Origin of the sequence: Phenylobacterium sp., from assembly GCF_965229015.1 — a bacterium.
GTDB lineage: Bacteria > Pseudomonadota > Alphaproteobacteria > Caulobacterales > Caulobacteraceae > Phenylobacterium.
In genome coordinates this window covers 2,434,427-2,455,366 of the sequence record NZ_CBDDIM010000001.1, presented here as the reverse complement: position 1 = coordinate 2,455,366, position 20,940 = coordinate 2,434,427, and the positions used below count along the sequence as shown (strand labels likewise).

At 69.8% G+C, this 20,940-nt stretch carries 19 protein-coding genes; 13 read left to right on the top strand and 6 right to left on the bottom strand.

Going from position 1 to position 20,940, the window contains the following annotated elements:
• Positions 1-156 precede the first annotated feature (156 nt).
• From ACO06I_RS12330 to ACO06I_RS12315, 4 genes are all read left to right on the top strand, one after another.
• Entirely contained in the window at positions 157-1,698 is a 1,542-nt protein-coding gene (locus tag ACO06I_RS12330) for a thymidine phosphorylase family protein (protein ID WP_421932862.1), read from the top strand.
• A complete protein-coding gene (gene prs, locus ACO06I_RS12325; protein ID WP_421932861.1) occupies positions 1,695-2,579 on the top strand; it encodes a ribose-phosphate diphosphokinase in 885 nt (294 codons plus the stop codon). Before ACO06I_RS12330 ends, prs begins: the two co-directional genes overlap by 4 nt.
• Positions 2,576-4,171, top strand: a complete 1,596-nt coding sequence (locus tag ACO06I_RS12320; RefSeq protein ID WP_421932860.1) for an MBL fold metallo-hydrolase — start codon at positions 2,576-2,578, stop codon at positions 4,169-4,171. Before prs ends, ACO06I_RS12320 begins: the two co-directional genes overlap by 4 nt.
• A gap of 64 nt (positions 4,172-4,235) precedes the next feature.
• Positions 4,236-4,547 carry a hypothetical protein gene (locus ACO06I_RS12315; RefSeq protein WP_421932859.1) on the top strand — a complete coding sequence of 104 codons (312 nt, stop codon included), beginning with the start codon at positions 4,236-4,238 and terminating at the stop codon, positions 4,545-4,547.
• A gap of 3 nt (positions 4,548-4,550) precedes the next feature.
• Here ACO06I_RS12315 and ACO06I_RS12310 read toward each other — a convergent pair whose 3' ends face one another.
• On the bottom strand, positions 4,551-4,775 hold the full coding sequence (locus ACO06I_RS12310) for a hypothetical protein (RefSeq protein WP_421932858.1): 225 nt from the start codon (positions 4,773-4,775) through the stop codon (positions 4,551-4,553).
• A 155-nt stretch (positions 4,776-4,930) separates the two neighbouring features.
• Between ACO06I_RS12310 and ACO06I_RS12305 the strand changes: the two genes are divergently transcribed.
• The 3 genes from ACO06I_RS12305 to ACO06I_RS12295 all read left to right on the top strand — a co-directional run bounded on the left by ACO06I_RS12305 (position 4,931) and on the right by ACO06I_RS12295 (position 7,712).
• Positions 4,931-5,776, top strand: a complete 846-nt coding sequence (locus tag ACO06I_RS12305; protein ID WP_421932857.1) for a universal stress protein — start codon at positions 4,931-4,933, stop codon at positions 5,774-5,776.
• A 196-nt stretch (positions 5,777-5,972) separates the two neighbouring features.
• Positions 5,973-6,809, top strand: a complete 837-nt coding sequence (locus tag ACO06I_RS12300; protein ID WP_421932856.1) for a universal stress protein — start codon at positions 5,973-5,975, stop codon at positions 6,807-6,809.
• Positions 6,810-6,992: 183 nt separating this feature from the next.
• The gene (locus tag ACO06I_RS12295) at positions 6,993-7,712 is read left to right on the top strand and encodes a FadR/GntR family transcriptional regulator (protein WP_421932855.1); all 720 of its coding nucleotides are present in this window, start codon (positions 6,993-6,995) and stop codon (positions 7,710-7,712) included.
• Here the strand turns inward: ACO06I_RS12295 and ACO06I_RS12290 are convergent.
• The 4 genes from ACO06I_RS12290 to ACO06I_RS12275 are packed head-to-tail and all read right to left on the bottom strand — an operon-like array spanning position 7,709 to position 12,699.
• On the bottom strand, positions 7,709-8,050 hold the full coding sequence (locus ACO06I_RS12290; RefSeq protein WP_421932854.1) for an ArsR/SmtB family transcription factor: 342 nt from the start codon (positions 8,048-8,050) through the stop codon (positions 7,709-7,711). The two genes, ACO06I_RS12295 and ACO06I_RS12290, sit on opposite strands and share 4 nt — an antisense overlap.
• A 30-nt stretch (positions 8,051-8,080) precedes the next feature.
• Entirely contained in the window at positions 8,081-11,284 is a 3,204-nt protein-coding gene (locus ACO06I_RS12285; RefSeq protein ID WP_421932853.1) for an efflux RND transporter permease subunit, read from the bottom strand.
• Complete coding sequence (locus ACO06I_RS12280; protein ID WP_421932852.1) at positions 11,281-12,312, bottom strand: efflux RND transporter periplasmic adaptor subunit; 1,032 nt, start codon at positions 12,310-12,312, stop codon at positions 11,281-11,283. Before ACO06I_RS12280 ends, ACO06I_RS12285 begins: the two co-directional genes overlap by 4 nt.
• A gap of 24 nt (positions 12,313-12,336) precedes the next feature.
• Complete coding sequence (locus ACO06I_RS12275; protein ID WP_421932851.1) at positions 12,337-12,699, bottom strand: rhodanese-like domain-containing protein; 363 nt, start codon at positions 12,697-12,699, stop codon at positions 12,337-12,339.
• Positions 12,700-12,887: 188 nt separating this feature from the next.
• On the opposite strand from ACO06I_RS12275, the gene ACO06I_RS12270 reads away from it, so the two are divergent.
• The 5 genes from ACO06I_RS12270 (at position 12,888) to ACO06I_RS12250 (ending at position 19,036) form a co-directional block, all read left to right on the top strand.
• Positions 12,888-14,168 carry an NAD(P)/FAD-dependent oxidoreductase gene (locus ACO06I_RS12270; protein WP_421932850.1) on the top strand — a complete coding sequence of 427 codons (1,281 nt, stop codon included), beginning with the start codon at positions 12,888-12,890 and terminating at the stop codon, positions 14,166-14,168.
• A 44-nt stretch (positions 14,169-14,212) separates the two neighbouring features.
• A complete protein-coding gene (locus ACO06I_RS12265; protein ID WP_421932849.1) occupies positions 14,213-14,416 on the top strand; it encodes a YgaP family membrane protein in 204 nt (67 codons plus the stop codon).
• 138 nt (positions 14,417-14,554) lie between these two features.
• Positions 14,555-15,532: a dihydrodipicolinate synthase family protein gene (locus tag ACO06I_RS12260; RefSeq protein WP_421932848.1), complete on the top strand. Its 978-nt coding sequence runs from the start codon at positions 14,555-14,557 to the stop codon at positions 15,530-15,532.
• 23 nt (positions 15,533-15,555) lie between these two features.
• Positions 15,556-17,598, top strand: a complete 2,043-nt coding sequence (locus ACO06I_RS12255; protein WP_421932847.1) for a PQQ-binding-like beta-propeller repeat protein — start codon at positions 15,556-15,558, stop codon at positions 17,596-17,598.
• A 4-nt stretch (positions 17,599-17,602) separates the two neighbouring features.
• The gene (locus ACO06I_RS12250) at positions 17,603-19,036 is read left to right on the top strand and encodes a c-type cytochrome (RefSeq protein ID WP_421932846.1); all 1,434 of its coding nucleotides are present in this window, start codon (positions 17,603-17,605) and stop codon (positions 19,034-19,036) included.
• Here ACO06I_RS12250 and ACO06I_RS12245 read toward each other — a convergent pair.
• Positions 19,033-19,617 carry a TetR/AcrR family transcriptional regulator gene (locus ACO06I_RS12245; RefSeq protein WP_421932845.1) on the bottom strand — a complete coding sequence of 195 codons (585 nt, stop codon included), beginning with the start codon at positions 19,615-19,617 and terminating at the stop codon, positions 19,033-19,035. The two genes, ACO06I_RS12250 and ACO06I_RS12245, sit on opposite strands and share 4 nt — an antisense overlap.
• Before the next feature lie 73 nt (positions 19,618-19,690).
• Between ACO06I_RS12245 and ACO06I_RS12240 the strand changes: the two genes are divergently transcribed.
• Positions 19,691-20,887 carry a serine hydrolase domain-containing protein gene (locus tag ACO06I_RS12240; RefSeq protein WP_421932844.1) on the top strand — a complete coding sequence of 399 codons (1,197 nt, stop codon included), beginning with the start codon at positions 19,691-19,693 and terminating at the stop codon, positions 20,885-20,887.
• Positions 20,888-20,940: the final 53 nt, after the last annotated feature.

Here is a 20,940-nt window from a genome sequence, read left to right as displayed (position 1 = left end):
CTATGGTTAGGCTCCGGGACCGGAACGGGAAATTCGGGGCGTCCCCCTAAGTAGTCGTACGGAGGTGTCGCCGGCCCGTAGGGCCGCTCGGCGGCGGCGGCCGGGGCGTTTGATCTCGATCAGGGCGGCGCGGCGGCGATCCCGCAGGTTTGGACCATGACTTCGAACGCCCCACAGCCGACAGGAACCGCCGCGCAGGACGGGTGGGCGCGCCTGATCGCCAAGCCGATCCCCCTGGACACCTATCGGGAAAATGTCGCCGTTCTCTCGCGCCATTGCCATGCCCTGCGCCCCCAGCGGCTGGTGGGCATGCGCAAGGTGGAGGTGCGCGCCGGCGGCCTTAGCCTGCTGGCCTCCCCCATGGTCTGCGACGATTCCAGCGTGGTGGGCGTCGACGAGATCGGTCTGCCCGAGCCCCTGTTCCATCGCCTCGGCGTGCCCGCCGGCGCCAGCGTCGAGATCGCCCCGGCCCGCCCGGCCCGCAGCCTCGACTATGTCCGCGCCAAGGTGGCCGGCGAGACCTTGAACCAGCTGCAGTTCGACGCCATCGCCCGCGATCTGGCCGACCACCGCTGGTCGGACATGGAGGTGGCCGCCTTCCTGATCGCCTGCGCCAGCTTCATGACCGCCGACGAGACCCTGGCCCTGACCCGCTCCATGGTGTCGGTGGGCCGAAGGCTGACCTGGGATCACGGCCTGGTGGTGGACAAGCACTGCATCGGCGGCATTCCCGGAAACCGCACCTCCCTGATCGTCGCCCCCATCGTCGCGGCCCACGGCCTGCGCATGCCCAAGACCTCCTCGCGCGCCATCACCTCGCCGGCCGGCACCGCCGACACCATGGAGGTCCTGGCCCGGGTGGACCTGGACGAGGCCGAGATGCGGCACGTGGTGGACACCTGCGGCGCCTGCATCATCTGGGGCGGACGGGTCAATCTGTCGCCCGCCGACGACGTGCTGATCTCGGTGGAGCGGCCGCTGTCCATCGACACCGCCGAGCAGATGGTGGCCTCGATCCTGTCCAAGAAGGTCGCGGCGGGCTCCAGCCATCTGGTGCTGGACGTGCCGGTGGGCCCCTCGGCCAAGATCCGTGACGCCGGCGCCGCCCTGCGCCTGAAGAAGCTGTTCGAGTTCGTGGCCAGCCGGATGGGCCTCAGCCTCGATGTCATCCTCAGCGACGGCCATCAGCCGGTGGGCCGCGGCGTGGGGCCGGTGCTGGAGGTCCGCGACGTCCTGGAGGTGCTGGAGAACCGCAAGTACGCGCCGCTCGATCTGCGCGAAAAGGCGATCCGCCTGGCCGGCCGGGTGCTGGAGGCCGATCCCGCCCTTCCGATCGGGGCCGGCGAACACCGGGCCCGCGAGCTGCTGGAAAGCGGCGCCGCGCGCCGCAAGCTCGACGACATCATCGCCGCCCAGGGCCCTTCGCCCATCAAGGCCGAACTGGGAAATCTGGTTCATGAGGTGGCCGCGCCCCGGGACGGCCGGGTGGCCGCCATCGACTGCCTGCGCATCGCCACCATCGCGCGTCTGGCCGGGGCGCCCAACGATCCCGGGGCGGGCCTCGATCTGTTGTTCAAGGTGGGGGACACCGTGCGGGCCGGCGAACCGCTGTTCCGCATCCACGGGTCGGAGCCCGTCGACTTCCGCTTCGCCGTCGAGGCGGGCGGCGAGGACTGCGGCGTGGCGGTGTCGGCATGATCAGCGGGATCCACGCCTTCGCCGACGAACGGGCCCCGGCCTCGCGCCTGGCCGAGATACTGGGCGCGCCCCTGCACATCGCCGGCCTGCACGTCTTTTCCGATGGGGAAAGCCTGCCGGAGGTAGGAGCTGCGGTGGGCGACGTCGCCCTCTACCGCTCCCTCAACCGCCCCGACGCCAAGCTCATGCCCCTGCTGCTGGCCGCCGACGCCCTGCGCCGACGCGGGGCCGGGCGGGTGGTGCTGGTGGCTCCCTACCTCTGCTACATGCGCCAGGACGAGGTGTTCCGGCCCGGCCAGCCCCTGAGCCGCGACGTGGTCGGCCGGCTGCTGGGGGAGGCCTTCGACGCCATCGTCACCGTCGAGCCGCACCTGCACCGGACCACGGACCTGGAGGCCGCCTTCAACGGCGCCGAGGTGGTGGCCCTGTCGGCCGCCGAGCCTCTGGCCGCCGCTCTGCCGCCGCCGCCGCCGGGCGCCCTGGTGATCGGCCCCGACATCGAGTCCGAGGTGTGGGCGGCCGCCCTGGCCCGCCACCTCGGAACCGCCCACGCCACCTTCCTCAAGACCCGCCGGGGCGACCGGGAGGTCGAGCTGACCTTCGCAGACCCGGCGCGGGTGGCCGGCCGGCACATCGTGCTGATCGACGACGTCTGTTCGACGGGGAGCACCCTGGTGGCCGCGATCCGCCAGCTCCAGGCCTTCAAGGCCGCCGAGATCGACGTGGTGGTGACCCACGCCCTGTTCGACGCCGACGCGGAGCTGCGCTTGCGCAAGGCCGGCGCGCGCCGGATCTTCTCCAGCGATTCATGCCCCCATCCGACCAACGCCGCCTCGCTGGCGCCATTGTTGGCCCAAGCCCTGAAAGACATCCGCCGATGACCGTCCAGCTTACCTTCCATGGCGCGGCCGGTTGCGTCACCGGCTTCTGCGCGCGCCTGAAGACGGACAAGGCCACGGTGTTGATCGACTGCGGCATGTTCCAGGGCCCCAAGACCCTGAAGGCCCTGAACTACGATCCCTTTCCCTTCGACGTGAAGGAGATCGACGCGGTCCTGCTGACCCACGCCCACATCGACCACTCGGGCCTGCTGCCCAAGCTGATGAAGGCCGGCTTCAAGGGGCCGATCCACGCCACGGCCGCCACCCGCGACCTCTGCGAGATCATGCTGGCCGACGCCGGAGGCATCCAGGAGAGCGAGGTCGAGCAGCTCAATCGCCGCAACCAGCGGCGGGGCCGCCCCCTCGTCGAACCCATCTACCGCGCCGTCGACGCGGCGCGGACCATGAAGCTGTTCGAGAAGGTCAAGCTGGGGGAGCCCGTCGCCGTCGCCCCGGGGATCAGCGCCCTCTACTGGGAGGCCGGCCACATCCTGGGCGCCACTTCCATTGAGGTCACCGTCGACACCGAAGAGGGCCCAGTCCGTATCCTGTTCTCCGGAGACTTCGGCCCGGGCGGGCGGGACTTCATTCCCAACCCCCAGGGGCCGGCGGGGGTCGACCACCTGGTGATCGAGTCCACCTATGGCGACCGCCCGCGGGAGCCGGTCGATCCGGCCCTGCGCCGCCGCCGGTTGGCCGAGGAGCTGAACGCGGCCCACGAGGCCGGCGGCCCGCTGTTGATCCCGGCCTTCGCCGTGGAGCGCTCCCAGGAGCTGCTGGCCGATATCCTGACCCTGATCGACACCGGCGAGGTGCCGGAGACCGATGTCTTCCTGGACTCGCCCCTGGCCATCAAGGCCTCGAAGATCTTCGTCGAGCGCGGCTGGAACCGGGACACCGGCTGGAACCCCTTCAAGGATGTCCGCGCCTCGGGTCGGCTGAAGTTCCTGGACAAGCCGTGGGACAGCGACAGCCTTGAGCGCCTGTCGGGCTGGCACATCATCATGGCGGGCAGCGGCATGTGCGACGCCGGGCGGATCCGCAAGCACCTGAAGCGCTGGCTCTGGGACCGCGGGGCCACCGTCCTGCTGTCTGGATTCCAGGCCGCGGGCACCCTGGGTCGACTGCTCTCGGAGGGCGCCAAGCGGGTCAAGATCCAAGGTGATGATGTCCGTGTGGCGGCCCGCATCCGCATCCTCGACGCCTATTCCGGCCACGCCGACGCCACCACCCTGACCTCCTGGGCCAAGGCGCGCCAGCCGGTGGGGGGCAAGGTCTTCCTGGTGCACGGCGAGCCGAAGGCCCTGGAGGGCCTGCGCGAGCGCCTCGTGGAGGCGAGCTTCGATCCGGAGTCGCTGACCATCCCGGCCCTGGACGATTCCTACGCGATCAGCCGGACCACCGGGGACCTGGAGCCCGGCGGCTCCCCGCGCCTGCCGCCCCAGGCGGCGGCCACCCTCGATTGGCACAACGCCCGCGCCCAATTGCTCATCGAGCTGGACGAGCGGCTGGAGCGCGCCCGCTCCGACGCCGCGCGCGAGGCGATCCTGGCCCAGGTTTCCAAGGCCCTGGAGGCGCGCGCTCCGGCTTGACCAGGGTCAAGGCGGCCGCGCCTCGGAGGGGATGGACTGCGGGCCTCATCCGAAAGGAAGTCCGATGCCCAAGCCGCTAGCCAAGAAGCTCTCGAACACCCTCGACGACGCCCTCGACGACGTCATGCATGAATTGAAGCGCGCCTCCGAAAGCCTTGAGGAAGGCGCCGAGGATCAGTTCTCCAAGGCCTCGGCCGCCCTGACCAAGGCTGCCCAGGTCCTCGCCGGCGAAGTGCGCGAGCGCTCCGCCAAGGTCTCCAAGACCGTCACCGCCGAGGCCAAGGAGCATCCGGTGGCCGCCGCCACCGCCCTGGCCGTCGCCGCCGCGGCGCTGGTGGGCCTGGTGGTGGCCGCGCGGCGGACCAAGGCCAGCTAGGCTTCAATCATGGATGGGGAAGGGCGTCGCCTTGGCGATCACCTTCTCCAGACTGGGAGGCTCGGCCCCTTCCTCGGGCTCGGCCTCTTCCACCTCCTCGTCGGTCTCCACCACCTTGGGGGCCGGCAGGAAGGTGCGGATCAGGGCGGTGAAGGCGGCGGCGAAGAAGCCCAGGCCGTCGCGGACCGGATGCGGCAGCTTCGCGGGCTCTGGGGACTCGTCGGACATCTTCATCTCCACGGCGTGGCATCCTGGACTTTGAGCATGCGCTCGCCTTGATGGGGATCAAGCGCCTTGGGCGCGGCTGCACGCGACCTTGAGCGACATCAAAGCGAGTCCGCCCGCAACCTGGGATCAAGACGTCTTATCTGATGGAGCGTTCCATGGCCTTCGCCGACATCCTGCTGCACATCGACTCCTATCCCGACCCCACCCCCCTGGAGACGGTCGACGAGGCCCTGACGCTCGCCGCGCGGTTGGGGGGCAAGGTCACCGCCCTCGCCGTCCAGGTGGCGATCCCGGTGAAGTCCAATCTGCTGGCCGAGCAACTGGTGGGCCTCACCGCCCTGGCCGCCGAGGAGGAGGCCAGGAGCCTGGAGGCCTGCCGGACCCTGACGGCGCACGTCTCCAAGGCCGCGGCCCAGGCCGGCGTGGCGTCCGACGCCATCATCGAACGGGTCCACATCCACGAACTGGCCGAGCATGTCGCCCGGCGGGCCCGGACGCGGGACGTCTGCATCGTCCCGGTGGCGGCGCGCTTCGATGGCCAGGGGGAGGTGGCGCAGCGCGTGATCTTCAGCTCCGGCCGTCCGGCCCTGGTGTTCAAGTCGGGAACCGTCGGCAAGGGCGATGAACTCGGAACCGTCGTGGTGGCCTGGGACGGCGGTCGTTTCGCCGCCCGCGCCATGGCCGACGCCCTGCCGATCCTGATCCGCGCGAAGCAGGTTCGCATCCTGACCATCGTCAACGAAAAGCCCTCCGCCACCGCAGGCCTCGCGGCCGAGGCGGTCCGGCACCTGGCGACCCATGGCGTCAAGGCCGTGGTGGACGAGGTCGACGCCAAGGGCCGCGCCATCGGCCCGGTGCTGGACCGCTATCTGGAGGACAAGGCGCCTGATCTCTTCGTCATGGGCGCCTATGGCCACTCGCGGCTGCGGGAGCTGATCCTTGGCGGCGCCACTGAGCGGATGCTGCAGGACCCCTCGGTTCCGGTCTTCCTCTCGCACTAGAGCTTTTAGGGTCAGATGGAATCATCTGACCCGAGGCTCTCATTCAGGGAGATAGAGCGCGTCGGACGGGTTAGCTGGCCTCCACTTAATCCTGACGCGCTCTGGGCGTCCGCCGCACTGGCTCGGCTCAATTGACCCCTGTCAAAGCGGAGCCTTAGGCGAGGGCCCACAACTTGCGGTCATTGGAGGACCCACCATGACCTACCGCGACATTCTCGTGCAGATCGATGAAACCCCGGCCTCGGCGGCCCGCGCCATCACCGCCGCGGGACTGGCGGCGAAGTTCCAGGCGCAGCTGACCGGCGTGTTCCTGAAGAGCGAGTTTCTGCAGAACTACATGGCGGCCGACGCCATGGCCTACATGTCGCCGTCGGATATCGATCGCCTGCTCAAGGAGCATGCCGCGGCGACCCTCAAGGCCTCCGAGGACGCCCGGGAGCGCTTCGAGCGCGCCGCCTCCGAGGCTGGCGTGGTCTCCGATTGGCAGGTGATCGACGGCGACTATGACGGCGCCCTGGTCGCCTACGCCCGGCGCTTCGACCTGACGGTCATGCCCCCCGTCGCCACGGCCGCGCTCGGCACGAACCGGGTCTCGGCCGCCGATCTCGGCCTGGCCAGCGGCGGTCCGGTGGTGGTGGTCGGCGAAGGCGGCGGCTCGCCCCATGTGGGCAAGAAGATCCTGGTGGCCTGGAAGGGCACGCGCGAGTCCGCGCGCGCCTTGCGCGATGCGCTGCCGCTGCTGATGACCGCCGACGAGGTGCATGTTCTGGTGGTCTCGCCCCACGGCGAAGGCGGCCCCGACGGGGCCCTGCAGCGCCACCTGGAGCGCCATGGTCTCAAGGCCAAGCTGATCGTCGATCCCAGCGACGACGTGTCCGCCGCCGAGGTCCTTCGTCGGCAGGTCAAGGCCCTGAAGGCCGACCTGGTGGTCATGGGCCTCTATGGCCGTCCCCGCATGCAGGAACTGGTGCTGGGCGGGGTGTCTCATGACCTGCTGCGCGATCCCCCCGCGGCCCTGCTGATCTCCCACTAGGGTGGCGGCGCGCGCGCCCTGGCCTGCCCCGTGCTCCACGGGCGTCCGGTCACGGCGCTTGACCCTCGGTCGCAAGCTGGACATGCTTTTCCCCGCCGCAACCAAGCTGCGGTCCCGGAGGAGGTGTCCAATCTCGCACGCTGACATGGTCGCGCGCGATGCGCCGGCGGATGCGGCCCGCCGATGAGGACGAGCCACGGCCGCAGCTTCACCCACGATATCGTTCAGCGCCTGGGTCAGGAGATCGTCTGCGGTGTCTATGGCGCCCAGAACCCCTTTCCCATCGAGGCGGAGCTTTGCCGACGCCTCGGGGTGAGCCGCAGCGTGCTGCGCGAGGCGGTGAAGATGCTCACCACCAAGGGCCTGCTCAACGCCCGTCCGCGCCAGGGCACCTGGGTCGAGCCCGAGAGCAACTGGAACCTGCTCGATCCCGACGTGCTGCGCTGGTTCCTGGAGCGCAAGTTCTCGCCCACCCTGCTGCTGGAGTTCACCCAGGTGAGGCTGGCCATCGAGCCCATGGCCGCCTCCATGGCCGCGCGCCTGGCGGGGCCTGAGGCCAAGGCCAGCATCATCGCGGCCCTCGACCGGATGAAGGCCGCCGAGCGCGGCGAGGACGATCCGCTGGAGTCGGACATCGCCTTCCATGTCGCCATCCTGCGGGCCAGCGGCAACCGATTCCTGGCGCAGATGCGTGACCTGATCGACGTGGCCCTGCGCACCTCCATCCGCCTCACTAACCGCCGCAAGGGCGTGCGCTTGGCCAGCGTGTCGGATCACCAGCGCGTCTCCGACGCGATCCTGGCCGGCGATGCGGAGGGGGCGAGCCAGGCGATGCGCGAGCTGATGCTCGAGGCCCTGACCCTGATCGAGAAGGAAGCCGCCGCCGTCGGTCCCGCCGTCTAGGCGGCCGAGATCTCGTGGCTGTAGATGTCGCACAGCAGCCCCAGAACCCGCATCGCGGCGGGGTCGGCCAGACGGTAGAAGATGGTCTGGGCGTCGCGGCGGGTCTCCACCAGGCCCTCGGCGCGCATCTTGGCCAGGTGCTGCGAGGTGGCCGACTGGGCCATCCGGGCGTGGGCGGCCAGGGTTCCCACCGAGGCCTCGCCCTCGATCAGGCGGCAGAGCAGCAGCAGGCGCTGCTCGTTGGCCAGCAGCTTCAGCAGGCGCGCCGCCGACTGGGCGCTGCCCTCCAGTTGGGAGAGTTCGCCGGAGGAGGGACGGGGTGCGAGGTCCGAGGTCATATGCTCAATGTAGAATATGCGCAGGCATGATCAAGGCGCGCTCCGGGCCGGGCGCCCGTCGTCGCGCAGCACCACATAGATCGCCGGGATCACCAGGACGGTGAGCAGGGTCGAGGAGGCCAGGCCGAACAGCAGCGAGATGGCCAGGCCCTGGAAGATCGGGTCGGTCAGGATCACCGCCGCGCCGATCATGGCCGCGGCCGCCGTCAGGACGATGGGCTTGAAGCGGATGGCGCCGGCCTCCAGCAGCACCTCGCGCAGGGGCCGGCCCTCGGTCTGGCTGTGGCGGATGAAGTCCACGAGCAGGATCGAGTTTCGCACGATGATGCCGGCGAGCGCGATGAAGCCGATCATCGAGGTGGCCGTGAAGGGCGCGCGGAACAGGATGTGGCCGATGACGATCCCCACCAGGGTCAGCGGGATCGGCGTCAGGATCACCAGGGGCAGGCGGAAGCTTTTGAACTGGGCCACCACCAGGACGTAGATGCCTAGGATCGCCACGCCGAAGGCCGCGCCCATGTCGCGGAAGGTGACCCAGGTGATCTCCCATTCCCCGTCCCAAAGCACCGTGGGCCGGCTCTCGTCGGTCGGCTGGCCGTGCATGCGGATGTCGGGCTTGGGGACGTCCTTCCAGTCGGCCTGACGGATGGCCTTGTCCACGGCCATCATGCCGTAGATGGGCGCCTCGTAGGCCCCGGCCAGTTCGGCCATCACCATGTCGACGTCGCGGCCGTCGCGCCGGAAGATGTGGGTGGCGCCCGCCTCCTGGGTGGCGGTGGCCACCTCGTCCAGGGCCACCAGCCGGCCGGAGTCCTGCGACACGGCCACCGGCAGGGCCGACAGCCCCTCGCCCCAGCTGCGCGCCGACTGCGGCAGGCGCACGGAGATCTCCAGGGGATCGCGGCCCTCGCCGCGATGGGCGTAGCCCACCACCTGGCCGCCCAGGGCCGCGGCGATGGAATCGTAGACGTCGCGGTCGCTGACCTTCAGGGCCTCCAGGCGATCACGGTCCGGAACCAGGCGCAGGCCCGGGCGCGGCTGGCCGTAGCTGTCGTCGATGTCGACGATGTAGGGCACCGAGTGGAAGGTCGCCTTGACCTGTTCGGCCACGGCGCGGCGGGTCTTGGCGTCGGGGCCATAGACCTCGGCCAGCAGGGTGGCCATCACCGGCGGTCCCGGCGGCGCCTCGACGACCTTGATCGCCGCGCCGGGGGGCAGGGGGATCGCGGCCAGCTTGCGGCGTAGATCGAGGGCGATGGCGTGGCTGTTGCGATGGCGCTCGTCCTTGGCCGCCAGGGCGACCGAGAGATCGCCCATCTCCGGCTTGTTGCGCTGGTAGTAGTGCCGCACCAGGCCGTTGAAGTTGAAGGGCGAGGCCGTGCCGGCATAGGCGTCGATGGCGGTGACTTCGGGCAGGGCCCGGGTGATCACCGCGGCGTCCGCCAGGGTCCGCTCGGTGGCCTCGAGCGAGGTCCCCTCCGGCATGTCCAGCACCACCTGCAGCTCGGACTTGTTGTCGAAGGGCAGCAGCTTCACGGTCACCGTCTTGGTGGCGAACATGGCGCAGGCCACCAGGGTGGCGACCCCGACGGCGATCAGGAAGGTCCAGGCGCTGCGGCGGGTGGCGATCACCCGTCCGGCGACCTTGCGATAGACCGCGCCGAGCTTGCCCTCGCCGTGATGGCCGTGACCGGCGGCAAGCGTCTTGCGGGCGAAGCGGACCATCAGCCAGGGGGCGATGACCACGGCCACAAAGAAGGAGAAGACCATGGCCGCCGAGGCGTTGACCGGGATCGGCGCCATGTAGGGGCCCATCAGCCCCGAGACGAACAGCATGGGCAGCAGGGCGGAGACCACGGTGAGGGTCGCCACCACGGTGGGATTGCCCACCTCGGCCACGGCCTCGACGGCGGCGTCGATGCGGCTGCGTCCGTCGGCCATCGCCCAGTGGCGGGCGATGTTCTCGATCATGACGATGGCGTCGTCCACAAGGATGCCGATGGAGAAGATCAGGGCGAACAGGCTGACCCGGTTGATGGTGTAGCCCATCAGGTTCGAGGCGAAGAGGGTCAGCAGGATGGTGGTGGGGATGACCACGGCGGTCACCGCGGCCTCCCGCCAGCCGATGGCGAAGCCGATCAGGATGACGATGGAGATCGTCGCCAAGCCGAGGTGGAACAGGAGCTCGTTGGCCTTCTCGTTGGCGGTCTCGCCATAGTCGCGGGTGACCGCCACGCTCAGGCTGTCGGGCAGCAGGGTCCCCTTGAGGGCCTCGACCCGGGCGAGGACGGCGTGGGAGACGACGACGGCGTTGGCGCCCTTGCGCTTGGCGATGGCCAGGCTGACGGCCGGCGCCTCGCTCCAGCCCTGGACGGTCCGGGCGTAGCGCCAGGCGCGGGCCTGGTCCTCCCGCGGCGCCACCACCACCTGGGCCACGTCGCGGACATAGACGGTCTCGCCCTTGGCCGAGGGCAGGGCCAGCAGGCCGATCTCGGTGGCGTCGGTGAGGGTGCGGCCGGCGGTGACGTCGACGGCCTGGCCGCCATTGCGCACCTGGCCGGCGGGGAAGGCTCGGTTGGCCTGGCGAATGGTGTCCATCAACCCGCCCAGGGAGACGCCGTGCAGGGCGAGCTTGGCCGGATCGGGCTCGACCCGGATCTCCTGGGGCCGGCCGCCGACGATGAAGGTCAGGCCCACGTCGTCGACCTTGGCGACCTCGGTGCGCAGCTTGCCGGCCAGCTCGTAGAGCGCCTGGTCGGTCCACTGGCCCGCGGCGCCGGGCTTGGGGGACAGGGTCAGGACCAGGCTGGGCACGTCGTTGATGCCGCGGGTCTGGATGAGGGGTTCGGGAATGCCGGCCGGGATGCGGTCGTAGTTGGCGCGCACCTTCTCGTGGATGCGGACCGCCGCGGCGTCGGGGTCGACGCCGACCTTGAAGCGGGCGGTGACCATGACCTGGTTGTCGTCGGCGAAGGTGTAGACATGCTCCACCTCGGCCACGCTCTTGACGATGGTCTCCAGGGGCTTGCCCACCAGCTCCACGGCGTCCGGCGCGCGCAGGCCCGGCGCGGAGACCATGATGTCCACCATGGGCACGCTGATCTGCGGCTCCTCCTCGCGGGGGATGGAGGCGAGCGCCAGCAGGCCGACGGCGATGGCGGCCAGCAGGAACAGCGGCGTCAGGGGCGAGCGGATGGTGGCCCGGGTCAGCCGTCCGGAGAGGCCGAGGTTCATCGGGCCGCCCCGGCCGGGGTCAGGACGTCACCGGGGCGGAGTCCGGAGAGGATCTCCACGGTGTCGGCCGTGGGGCCGGCAGTGGTCTGAACCGGGGTCTCGGAGACCGCACCGTCCGTCCGCACCAGGCGGACATAGTCGACCCCGAAGCGGGTGGAGACATAGGCGCGCGGCGCCACCAGGGCCTGGCGCTCGCCCACCTTGACCCGGGCGCGCACGCGCTGGCCGATCAGGTCCTGGGGCAGGCCAGGGGCGCTGATGTCGGCGGTGGCCTGGCCGGCGGTGACCGATGGATAGACCTGGGTGATGGTTCCGGCGGTGGCGACCCCGCGCAGGTCCTCGGCCGCCAGCTGGACCACGTCGCCGACCTTCAGGGCGCGGGCCTGGCCCTCGGGCAGCTCGATCCGGACAACCATGGGCCCAGCTGTGACGCGGGCCACCGACTGGCCGGCCATGACCACCGAGCCGACGGGCACATTGGCGATCAGGACCCGCCCGGCGGCGGGCGCCAGGATCGCGCCCTGGGCGCCGAGCTCGGCGCTGGCGTCGCGCTGGGCGCGGGCCGCGGCGAGGTTGGCCTCGGCGGCCTTGGCCTGCGCCTCCACCTGATCGAGGCGGGCCTGGGCGTAGACGCCCTGGTTAAAGAGGGTGCGGGTGCGGGTCAGGTCGGCGCGGGCCCGGGCGGCCTCGGCGGCGGCGGCGGCGGTCTGGGCGTCGAAGGCGCCGGTCTGCAGGGTCAGGCGGTCATCCTTGACCCTGGCGATGAGCTGGCCCCGGCGGACGATGTCACCCTCCTTGACCTCCAGGCTCACCAGCAGACCCGAGATCCGCGCCCGGGCCTCGGCCATGTCGCGGGTGGTGAGGACCCCCGGCACGGGCTTCAGGTCGGCGATCAGCTGGCTGCGGATCGTCAGCCGCCCGGCCATGGGCGCGCTCTTGGCGACAGGGGGCGTCGGCTTGGTTTCGCCGCAGGCGCCCAGCAGCAAGGCCGCGCCCAAGGCTCCGATCAGATACGGCCGTGCCGCCATGGTTCGCCCTCCCGGTGTCTGTGATCAGGCGCGGTCGCGGACCGAGCCGGTGTCGCTGTCGAGGGTGACGGTCGGCAGACCCGCGGCCTTCCAGGCCATGATGCCGCCGGCCAGATGGGAATCGACGGCGTGGCCAGCCTTCTGGCAGCGATCGATCGCCGTGGCCGAGCGTTTGCCCGAGCCGCACTGCAGGACCATCAGCTTGTCGCCCGCCGCCGGCAGGACGCTGGGGTCGAAGGTCGAGAGGGGGAAGTTGAGCGCGCCGTGAATGCGTTCGGCGGCGAACTCCGCGGGTTCGCGCACGTCGATCAGAAGGATGGCGTGGGCGTCGAGATCGGCCTTCACCTGCTGCGGGGTGAGGTCCTTGGTCTTGGAGGCGGCGAACATGAGGAAGCTCCTAAGGGCGGCCAGTAAATTCATAGTTGCGCATATGCGGATTGTCTCATATAAAGTCAAGCCATCAGAGCGTGACCCTAGATGGACCGCTCGCGCGCCGATCTGACGGATGTCAAAGCCCGCCGCCCCGCGAGGGAGGAGGCTTCCGTCACCAGCGGAGCCGTTGGAGGAGACTGACCGTGGCCAAGCCGAGAATCGTGATCCTGGGCGCCGGACTGGGCGGCGCCATCGCCGCCTTCGAGATCAAGGACGCCGTCGGCGACCGGGCCGAGGTGAGCGTCGTCTCACAGGGCGACGTCTTCCACTTCGTGCCGTCCAATCCCTGGGTCGCCGTCCACTGGCGCAAGCGCGGCGCCATCGAGGTCAAGCTGCCGCCGGTGTTCAAGAAGCGCGGCGTCGCCTTCACCGGGGTGGGCGCCAAGAAGGTGTCGCCGGCCGACAACCGGATCGAACTCAACGACGGCGCGGTCATGGACTACGACTATCTGGTGATTGCCACCGGGCCGGAGCTGGCCTTCGACGAGATTCCGGGCCTGGGGCCACACGGCGGCTTCACCCAGTCGGTATGCCACGTCGATCACGCCGAGACGGCGGCCGCGGCCTTCGACCGCTTCGTCGAGGCTCCCGGGCCCATCGTGGTGGGCGCGGTGCAGGGGGCCTCCTGTTTCGGCCCGGCCTACGAATTCGCCATGCTCCTCGACACCGAGCTCAAGCGCCGGAAGATCCGCGACCGGGTGCCGATGACCTTCGTCACCTCCGAACCCTATATCGGCCACCTGGGACTGGACGGGGTCGGCGACACCAAGGGCCTGCTCGAGAGCGAGATGCGCAACCGCCACATCAAGTGGGTGACCAACGCCAAGGTCACCTCTGTGGAGGCCGGCCTGATGCATGTCGAGGAGATCGCCGACGACGGATCGGTCAAGGCGACCCACGACCTGCCCTTCGCCTTCTCGATGATGCTGCCGGCCTTCCGGGGCGTGGCCGCCGTGCGCGGGATCGAGGGCCTGACCAATCCGCGTGGCTTCATCGTGGTGGACAAGCACCAGCGCAATCCGACCTTCCCCAATGTCTTCGCGCTGGGGGTCTGCGTCGCCATCGCGCCCACGGGCAAGACGCCGGTGCCGGTGGGCGTGCCCAAGACCGGCTTCATGATCGAGAGCATGGTCACGGCCGTCGCCAAGAATCTCGGCCAGATCATCGACGGTCAGGCCACCACCAACGAAGCGACCTGGAACGCCTTCTGCCTGGCCGACTTCGGCGACGGCGGCGTGGCCTTCGTGGCCCAGCCGCAGATTCCCCCGCGCAACGTCAACTGGTCGGCCGAGGGCAAGTGGGTCCACCTGGCCAAGGTCGCCTTCGAGAAATACTTCCTCGGCAAGGTCAAGCGCGGTGAGAGCGAGCCCTTCTACGAGAAGCTCGCCCTGGACGTGATGGGGCTGCGGAAGATCAAGGGCTGAGGCCGCAACGGCCCGGACGCCCGGGCCCAATCTGGAGTTTGAGCATGAGTGTCGACCGCATGGTCTTCGTCTTCGCCGGCTGCGTGGTGCTCCTCAGCATCGCCCTGGCTCACTACGTCCATCCCTGGTGGATCGGGCTGGCGATCTTCGCCGGCCTCAACATGATCCAGGCCGCCTTCACGGGCTTCTGCCCCGCCGCGATGCTGTTCAAGAAGCTGGGCGCCAAGCCAGGCGTCGCCTTCCGCTAAGCTCGTCCTCCCCGTCGATTTCCGTTGCCACGCTCCGACATTCAGCAAGACTGGGGGCGGACACGATCCCGCCCCGGCCTCGACGCCGGACGGACTGGAGATCGGAGAACAGCAATATAAGGTCCTGGGGAGGATCCGATGGACGCGACTCGGAGAGAGGCGCTGGTCGGCGCTGCGGCGACGGCTGCGATGATGGGGGCTGCGGGACGGGCGGGCGCCGCGCCGAACCTGGGCAGTCCGGTCAAGACCCTGTTCTGGACCGCCACCATCACGCCCTGCGACAAGAGCCTGAAGTTCGATCCCGGCGCCTTCCGCGACATCCTGGCCTGGTACAAGCACTGCGGCGCCGACGGGGTGGTGGTGCTGGGCACCAGCGGCGAGTTCCCGTCCTTCTCGGTGGCCGAGCGCAGGCAGATCGCCGAGACCGCGCTGAAGGACAAGAACGGCCTCAACGTCATCATCGGGCCCGGCACGAGCAACATCGCCGAGACGATCGAGCTGGCGAAACACGCTGAGGATCACGGGGCCGACGGCCTGCTGGTGATCCCGCCCTTCTACTACAACGATCCGGCCACGGAGGGTCTGACCCGCTACTACTCGATGCTGTTCGACAAGGTGCGGGTTCCGATCAACCTCTACCATATCCCGGGCACGTCGGAGGCGCCCATCAGCCTGGAGCTGCTGAAGAGCCTGTCCCACTATCCGAACCTGGCGGGCATCAAGGATTCCAGCGGCAAGGTGGAGGGCTACAGGGCCTTCGTGGAGGCCTTCCCCGACCTCAACATGCGGACCGGCACCAACAACAATCTGGAGCAGGCCTTCGACCACGGCATGGGGGCGATCCTGGCCGACGGTAACGTCTTCACCAAGCTCTGCGCCGACGTCTTCACCGCCTGGCGGGCCAAGCAGGACTACAAGCCGGCGCTCGAGAAGCTGCGGAACGTGCAGCGGGACATGCGCGGCATGGGGATCAATTCCTACGGCCCGATGAAGTACGCGCTGAGCCTGCAGATGGGCGGGCCGCAGACCTATCAGCGGCCGCCGCACCTCGACGTCACGCCCGAGCAGAAGGCCGCGATCAAGTCGGCCCTGGACAAGATCAAGGACATGGCCTGACCGCGGGCCTGGGGGAAACCAAGATGACGCCGATCCGCATCGCCGGGGCCGCCCTGGCCGCCCTGCTGCTCGCCTCCACCGCCAGCGCCCAGACCAAGGACGTGGAGTGGCCCACCTATACCGCCGACCTGTCCGGCAGCCGCTACCGGCCCCTGGATCAGATCAACGCGTCCAACTTCAAGGACCTGGAGGTGGCCTGGCGGTTCAAGACCGACGCCATCGGCAACCGGCCGGAGTTCAAGCTGGAGGGCACCCCGCTGATGGTGGGCGGGGTGGTCTACGCCACCGCCGGCTCCCGGCGCGGGGTGGTGGCCCTGGACGCGGCCACCGGCGAGCTGCTGTGGATGCATTCGGAGCATGAGGGCGCGCGGGCCGGCGCCTCGCCCCGGCAGCTGTCGGGGCGCGGGCTCTCCTACTGGAGCCACGGCGACCAGCAGCGCATCCTCTATGTGACCACCGGCTACCGCCTGATCTCCCTGGACGCCAAGACGGGTCAGCCGACAGCCGACTTCGGGACCGCCGGGGCCGTGGACCTGAAGCAGGACTTCGACCAGGAAATCTGGACCGACCTGGTGAACGGCGAGGCGGGCTACCACGCCGCCCCGGTGATCGCGGGAAACACCATCCTCATCGGCACGGCCTTCCGCGAGGGCTTCACCCCGGCGCGCAAGGCCAACACCAAGGGCTATGTGCGGGCCTATGACGTGCGCACCGGCAAGCGGCTGTGGACCTTCCACACCATCCCGAAGAAGGGCGAGTTCGGCTACGACACCTGGCTGAACGGCTCGGCGGAGACGACCGGCAACACCGCCGTCTGGACCCAGATCACCGTCGATGAGGCGCTGAACACCGCCTATCTGGCGGTGGAGTCGCCCACCAGCGACTTCTACGGCGGACACCGGCCGGGCAATGGCCTCTACGGCAACAGCCTGGTGGCGGTCGACCTGACGACGGGCCAGCGCAAGTGGCACTTCCAGGTCATCCACCATGAGATCTGGGACTACGACAACTCCTCGGCCCCGCTGCTGATGGACATCAAGGTCAAGGGCAAGGCCATCAAGGCCGTGGCCCTGCCGAGCAAGCAGGGCTTCCTCTATGTCTTCGACCGGGTGACGGGTAAGCCCGTCTGGCCGATGCCGGAGACCAAGGTCCCGGCCGGCGACGTGCCCGGCGAGTGGTATGCGCCAACCCAGCCGATCCCCTCCAAGCCCGTCGCCTATGCCCGCAACGGCGTGGCCGAGAGCGATCTGATCGACTTCACGCCGGAGCTGCACGCCAAGGCGCTCGCCCTGGCCAAGAACTACAGGTTGGGGCCGGTCTACACCCCGCCGGTGGTGAGCCAGAAGCCGGGCCCGCTGGGCCTGCTGTCCTACTCCGCGCAGGGCGGCACCAACTGGCCGGGGGGCTCCTTCGATCCGGAGACCCACACCGCCTACATCTATGCCTGCAACGCCTGCCTGGGGGCCTATGGTCTGCAGCCGGCGCCGGAGGGGATGAGCGACCTCTCCTGGGTCGTCGGCGTCGCCGGCCAGCCGGTGGTGATGATCAAGGGGCCTGGTGACGGCGTGGGCGCCGACGCGCCGCCGCCGCCGAAGACCCCGCCGGCCGCCAACGCCGGGACGGGCCGCCTGACCGTCGATGGCCTGCCGCTGCTGAAGCCGCCCTATTCGACCATCAGCGCCATCAACCTCGATAGCGGCGACATCGTCTGGCAGATCCCGGCGGGGGAAACCCCGGACTTCATCCGCAACAACCCGGCGCTGAGGGGGCTCAAGATCCCGCGCACCGGCCAGAGCGGCTACCAGATCGGCACGCTCGTCACCAAGTCGCTGGTGATCGCCGGGGACGGCCTGGTGACCACCACGGCCGACCATCCGCGCGGCGCCATGCTGCGGGCCTATGACAAGGCCACCGGCAAGGAGGTGGGCGCTGTCTGGATGCCGGCGCCGCAGTCGGGCTCGCCCATGACCTACAGCCTGAACGGCAAACAGTATCTGATCGTGGCGGTGAGCGGCGGGGCCTATTCGGGCGAGTACATCGCCTACACCCTGCCGTCGGCGGACTAGGGCCATGGCAAAGCGCATCGCCCTGCTGGGCGCGGTGGCGGCAGGGGCGCTCGCCCTGGTGGCCGCCGGCCGGCCCCTGGCCCAGGACACCCCCCGCTCGGTCTGGGACGGGGTCTATAGCGAGGCGCAAGCCGAGCGGGGCCAGGCGGCCTACGCCCAGGCCTGCGGGATGTGCCACGGGGTGGGGCTGACGGGCCTCGGCGAGGCCAAGCCGCTGACCGGGCCGGAGTTCCTGTCCAACTGGAACGGCCTGACCCTGGGCGACCTGTTCGACCGCATCCGCACCACCATGCCGCTGAACAAGCCGCGGTCGCTCACCAAGGAGCAGTACGCCGACATCCTGGCCTACCTGCTGAAGTTCGACGGCTTCCCGGCGGGGCAGGGGGAACTGCCGGCCCGCAGCGAGATGCTGGCGGGCCTGACCATCGACGCCTTCAAGCCCAGCGCGGCCCTGACCGGCGCGGCGGTGGAGGCGGCGGCCACGGTCGCCGATCCCAATGGCGCGCCCAATCCCTACGTCGCCGAGGCGGGCTTCCTGAAGATGCCGCCAGGCCGGACCATGGGCTCCTCCAGCGCCGTGGCCGTCGACAGCCGCGGCCACATCTGGGTCGCCGAGCGGTGCGGGGCCAACAACTGCGCCGGCAGCACGCTCGATCCCATCCTGGAGTTCGACGCCAAGGGGCGCTTCATCAAGGCCTTCGGCGGCGGGATGCTGCTGTTCCCGCACGGGATGTTCATCGACCGCCATGACCACATCTGGCTCACCGACGGCCATTCGGACGGGACCAAGGGCGCCCAGGTCTTCGAGTTCGACACCGCCGGCAAGCTGCTCCGGACCCTGGGCAAGGCCGGGGTGTCGGCCGAGGGGCCCGACAGCTTCGCCGAGCCCAACGCCGTTCTGGTCACCAAGAACGGGACCATCTTCGTCGCCGACGGCCACACGCCGGGCAAGGGCGCGGCCCGCATCGTCAAGTTCGACGCGGCTGGCAAGTTCCTGAAACAGTGGGGCGGCCACGGCGCGGGGCCGGGCCAGCTCGACGTGCCCCATACCCTCGCCATGGACTCGCAAGGCCGGCTCTTCGTCGGCGACCGCTGGAACAACCGCATCCAGGTCTTCGACCAGGAGGGCAAGCTGCTGGCGGTCTGGGACCAGTTCAGCCGGCCGAGCGGGATGTTCATCGACAGACATGACGTCCTCTATGTCGCCGACTCGGAGTCCCGGACGCCGGAGGGCTACGGCCATCATCCGGGCTGGGCGCGAGGCGTCCGCATCGGCAGCGCCAGGACCGGCGCCGTCACCGCCTTCATCCCCGACACCGAACCCAATCCCGACAAAGGCGCCACCAGCGGCGCAGAGGGGATCTGGGTCGACGGTAAGGGGGCGATCTACGGCGCTCAGGTCCTGCAGAAGGCGGTGGTGCGCTATCGCCGGCCCTAGCGGGCCAGGGCTGCGAAGGCTGCGTAGAAGACCTCGTCGGGGACCAGGTCCGGGGTCATGAGGCGCTGGAAGACGAGGCCCTCGGTCAGGGCGTGGATCACCACCACCAGGACCTCCGGGGGCATGGGGCTGTCGCCCGGCTTCATGACGCTGCGCAGCCAGGCCGCGCCGCCCGCGTAGCTCTCTCCGGTGATCGCCCGCACCTGGGCCCGGGCGTCCTCGTGGGTCAGGGTATGGGCCATGCCGCCGAGGCGGGCGGCGGCGGCGTCCTGCCGGACGGGGATGGCGGCCAGGGTCGCCTCCGCGAAGGCCCGCATCATCTCGGCGAAGGTCGAGCCAGGCCGGATCTTGGGCTTGATCGGCGCCCAGTCGGTCTGGGCGATGGCCATGAACAGGTCCTGGCGGTTCTTGAAGTTGCCGTAGATCGCCCCGCTGGTCATGCCGGCCCGGCGGGCGATTTCCTCCATCGTGGTGGCCTCGTAGCCCTTCTCGCGGGCCAGTTGCCGGGCGGCCTCCATCAGGGCGGCGCGGGTGCGGGCGCGCTTGTCACCCTTGGGCTTGCGGCGAGTCTCCTCGGTCATGGGGAGAATCTAGACGATTGCCAATTAATAGGAAGTCCATTTTATAGGAATCCTATTTTATGGAGTCTGGGTCATGGACGCGATCGAGACGGCGCTGAAGGCCGTGGTGGATGCGGGCGAGCTGGCCGGCGTCGTGACCCTGGTCTGGCGGGACGGGGCGGCCAAGGTCGCCGCGGTGGGCTGGCGCGACCTTGAGGCGCGCCTGCCGATGCAGCGGGACTCCATCTTCCGCATCGCCTCGATGTCCAAGCCCATCGTCTCGGCCGCGGCCCTGACGCTGCTGGAGGAGCGGCGGTTCTTCCTGGAGGACCCGATCTCCCGGGTGGCGCCGGAGTTCCTGCGGATGCGGGTGCTGAAGGACCCCGACGGGCCGCTGGAGGACACCGTCTCCGCCGACCGCCAGATCACCTTCGATGACCTGCTCACCCACCGCGCGGGCCTGACCCAGGCGGGGTTCCAGTCCGGCCCCATCGACGCCGCGCACCGCCAGGCCCTGGGTCCCGACCTTGACAGTCCGTTGTCGCCCGACGCCTGGATCGCCGCCCTCGCCAGCCTGCCCCTGATCGGCCAGCCGGGGGCGGCCTTCACCTATGGCCGGTCCACCGACCTGCTGGGCCTGCTGCTCGCCCGCATGGAGGGCGCGCCCCTGGAGGAGGTCCTGCGCCACCGGGTGTTCGAGCCCCTGGGCATGACGGACACGGGCTTTTCCGTGCCGCCGGACAAGCGCCACCGCCGGGCGGGGTTCTACGGCTTCGACATGACCGGCAAGCTGAAGAAGCTGCCCACCGTGCCCGGCGGCGCGGCCCTGGCGGAGCGCCCCGACGACATGGAATTCGCCTCGGGCGGGGCGGGCCTCTGGTCGACGGTGGACGACTACCTGGCCTTCGCCCGCATGTTCGTGGACCCGTCGGTGAAGCTGCTGTCGCCGCAGACGATCGCCCTGATGACCACCAACCGGCTCACCGACGCCCAGCGGCTGGGCGCCAGCATGTTCGGCATGCCGACCTTCGGGACGGGCTCGGGCTTCGGCCTCGGCGTCGCCACGGCGCTGGATCCCGCCACCGCCCCGGTGATGCGCGGCAAGGGCGGGGTCGGCACGGTGGGCTGGCCCGGCGCCTATGGCGGCTGGTGGCAGGCCGATCCGACGGACGGCTCGGTGGCCATCCTGCTGATGCACAACATGCTGGAACTAGAACAACTCACCGCCGGCTACGGCCTGGGCGGCTACGGCGCGATCATGGAGTTCCATCGATTGGCGACCACCGCATAGCAAAACGGCCCGGAGCGTGAGCTCCGGGCCGTCCTGTTGTCGTCCGTGGTCAG

Excerpts from the sequence above, each read along its gene's own strand:
- ACO06I_RS12330 (WP_421932862.1), top strand. The coding sequence starts at position 157 with ATGACTTCGAACGCCCCACAGCCGACAGGAACCGCCGCGCAGGACGGG.
- prs (WP_421932861.1), top strand. The coding sequence starts at position 1,695 with ATGATCAGCGGGATCCACGCCTTCGCCGACGAACGGGCCCCGGCCTCG.
- ACO06I_RS12320 (WP_421932860.1), top strand. The coding sequence starts at position 2,576 with ATGACCGTCCAGCTTACCTTCCATGGCGCGGCCGGTTGCGTCACCGGC.
- ACO06I_RS12315 (WP_421932859.1), top strand. The coding sequence starts at position 4,236 with ATGCCCAAGCCGCTAGCCAAGAAGCTCTCGAACACCCTCGACGACGCC.
- ACO06I_RS12310 (WP_421932858.1), bottom strand. The coding sequence starts at position 4,775 with ATGTCCGACGAGTCCCCAGAGCCCGCGAAGCTGCCGCATCCGGTCCGC.
- ACO06I_RS12305 (WP_421932857.1), top strand. The coding sequence starts at position 4,931 with ATGGCCTTCGCCGACATCCTGCTGCACATCGACTCCTATCCCGACCCC.
- ACO06I_RS12300 (WP_421932856.1), top strand. The coding sequence starts at position 5,973 with ATGACCTACCGCGACATTCTCGTGCAGATCGATGAAACCCCGGCCTCG.
- ACO06I_RS12295 (WP_421932855.1), top strand. The coding sequence starts at position 6,993 with ATGAGGACGAGCCACGGCCGCAGCTTCACCCACGATATCGTTCAGCGC.
- ACO06I_RS12290 (WP_421932854.1), bottom strand. The coding sequence starts at position 8,050 with ATGACCTCGGACCTCGCACCCCGTCCCTCCTCCGGCGAACTCTCCCAA.
- ACO06I_RS12285 (WP_421932853.1), bottom strand. The coding sequence starts at position 11,284 with ATGAACCTCGGCCTCTCCGGACGGCTGACCCGGGCCACCATCCGCTCG.
- ACO06I_RS12280 (WP_421932852.1), bottom strand. The coding sequence starts at position 12,312 with ATGGCGGCACGGCCGTATCTGATCGGAGCCTTGGGCGCGGCCTTGCTG.
- ACO06I_RS12275 (WP_421932851.1), bottom strand. The coding sequence starts at position 12,699 with ATGTTCGCCGCCTCCAAGACCAAGGACCTCACCCCGCAGCAGGTGAAG.
- ACO06I_RS12265 (WP_421932849.1), top strand. The coding sequence starts at position 14,213 with ATGAGTGTCGACCGCATGGTCTTCGTCTTCGCCGGCTGCGTGGTGCTC.
- ACO06I_RS12260 (WP_421932848.1), top strand. The coding sequence starts at position 14,555 with ATGGACGCGACTCGGAGAGAGGCGCTGGTCGGCGCTGCGGCGACGGCT.
- ACO06I_RS12255 (WP_421932847.1), top strand. The coding sequence starts at position 15,556 with ATGACGCCGATCCGCATCGCCGGGGCCGCCCTGGCCGCCCTGCTGCTC.
- ACO06I_RS12250 (WP_421932846.1), top strand. The coding sequence starts at position 17,603 with ATGGCAAAGCGCATCGCCCTGCTGGGCGCGGTGGCGGCAGGGGCGCTC.
- ACO06I_RS12245 (WP_421932845.1), bottom strand. The coding sequence starts at position 19,617 with ATGACCGAGGAGACTCGCCGCAAGCCCAAGGGTGACAAGCGCGCCCGC.
- ACO06I_RS12240 (WP_421932844.1), top strand. The coding sequence starts at position 19,691 with ATGGACGCGATCGAGACGGCGCTGAAGGCCGTGGTGGATGCGGGCGAG.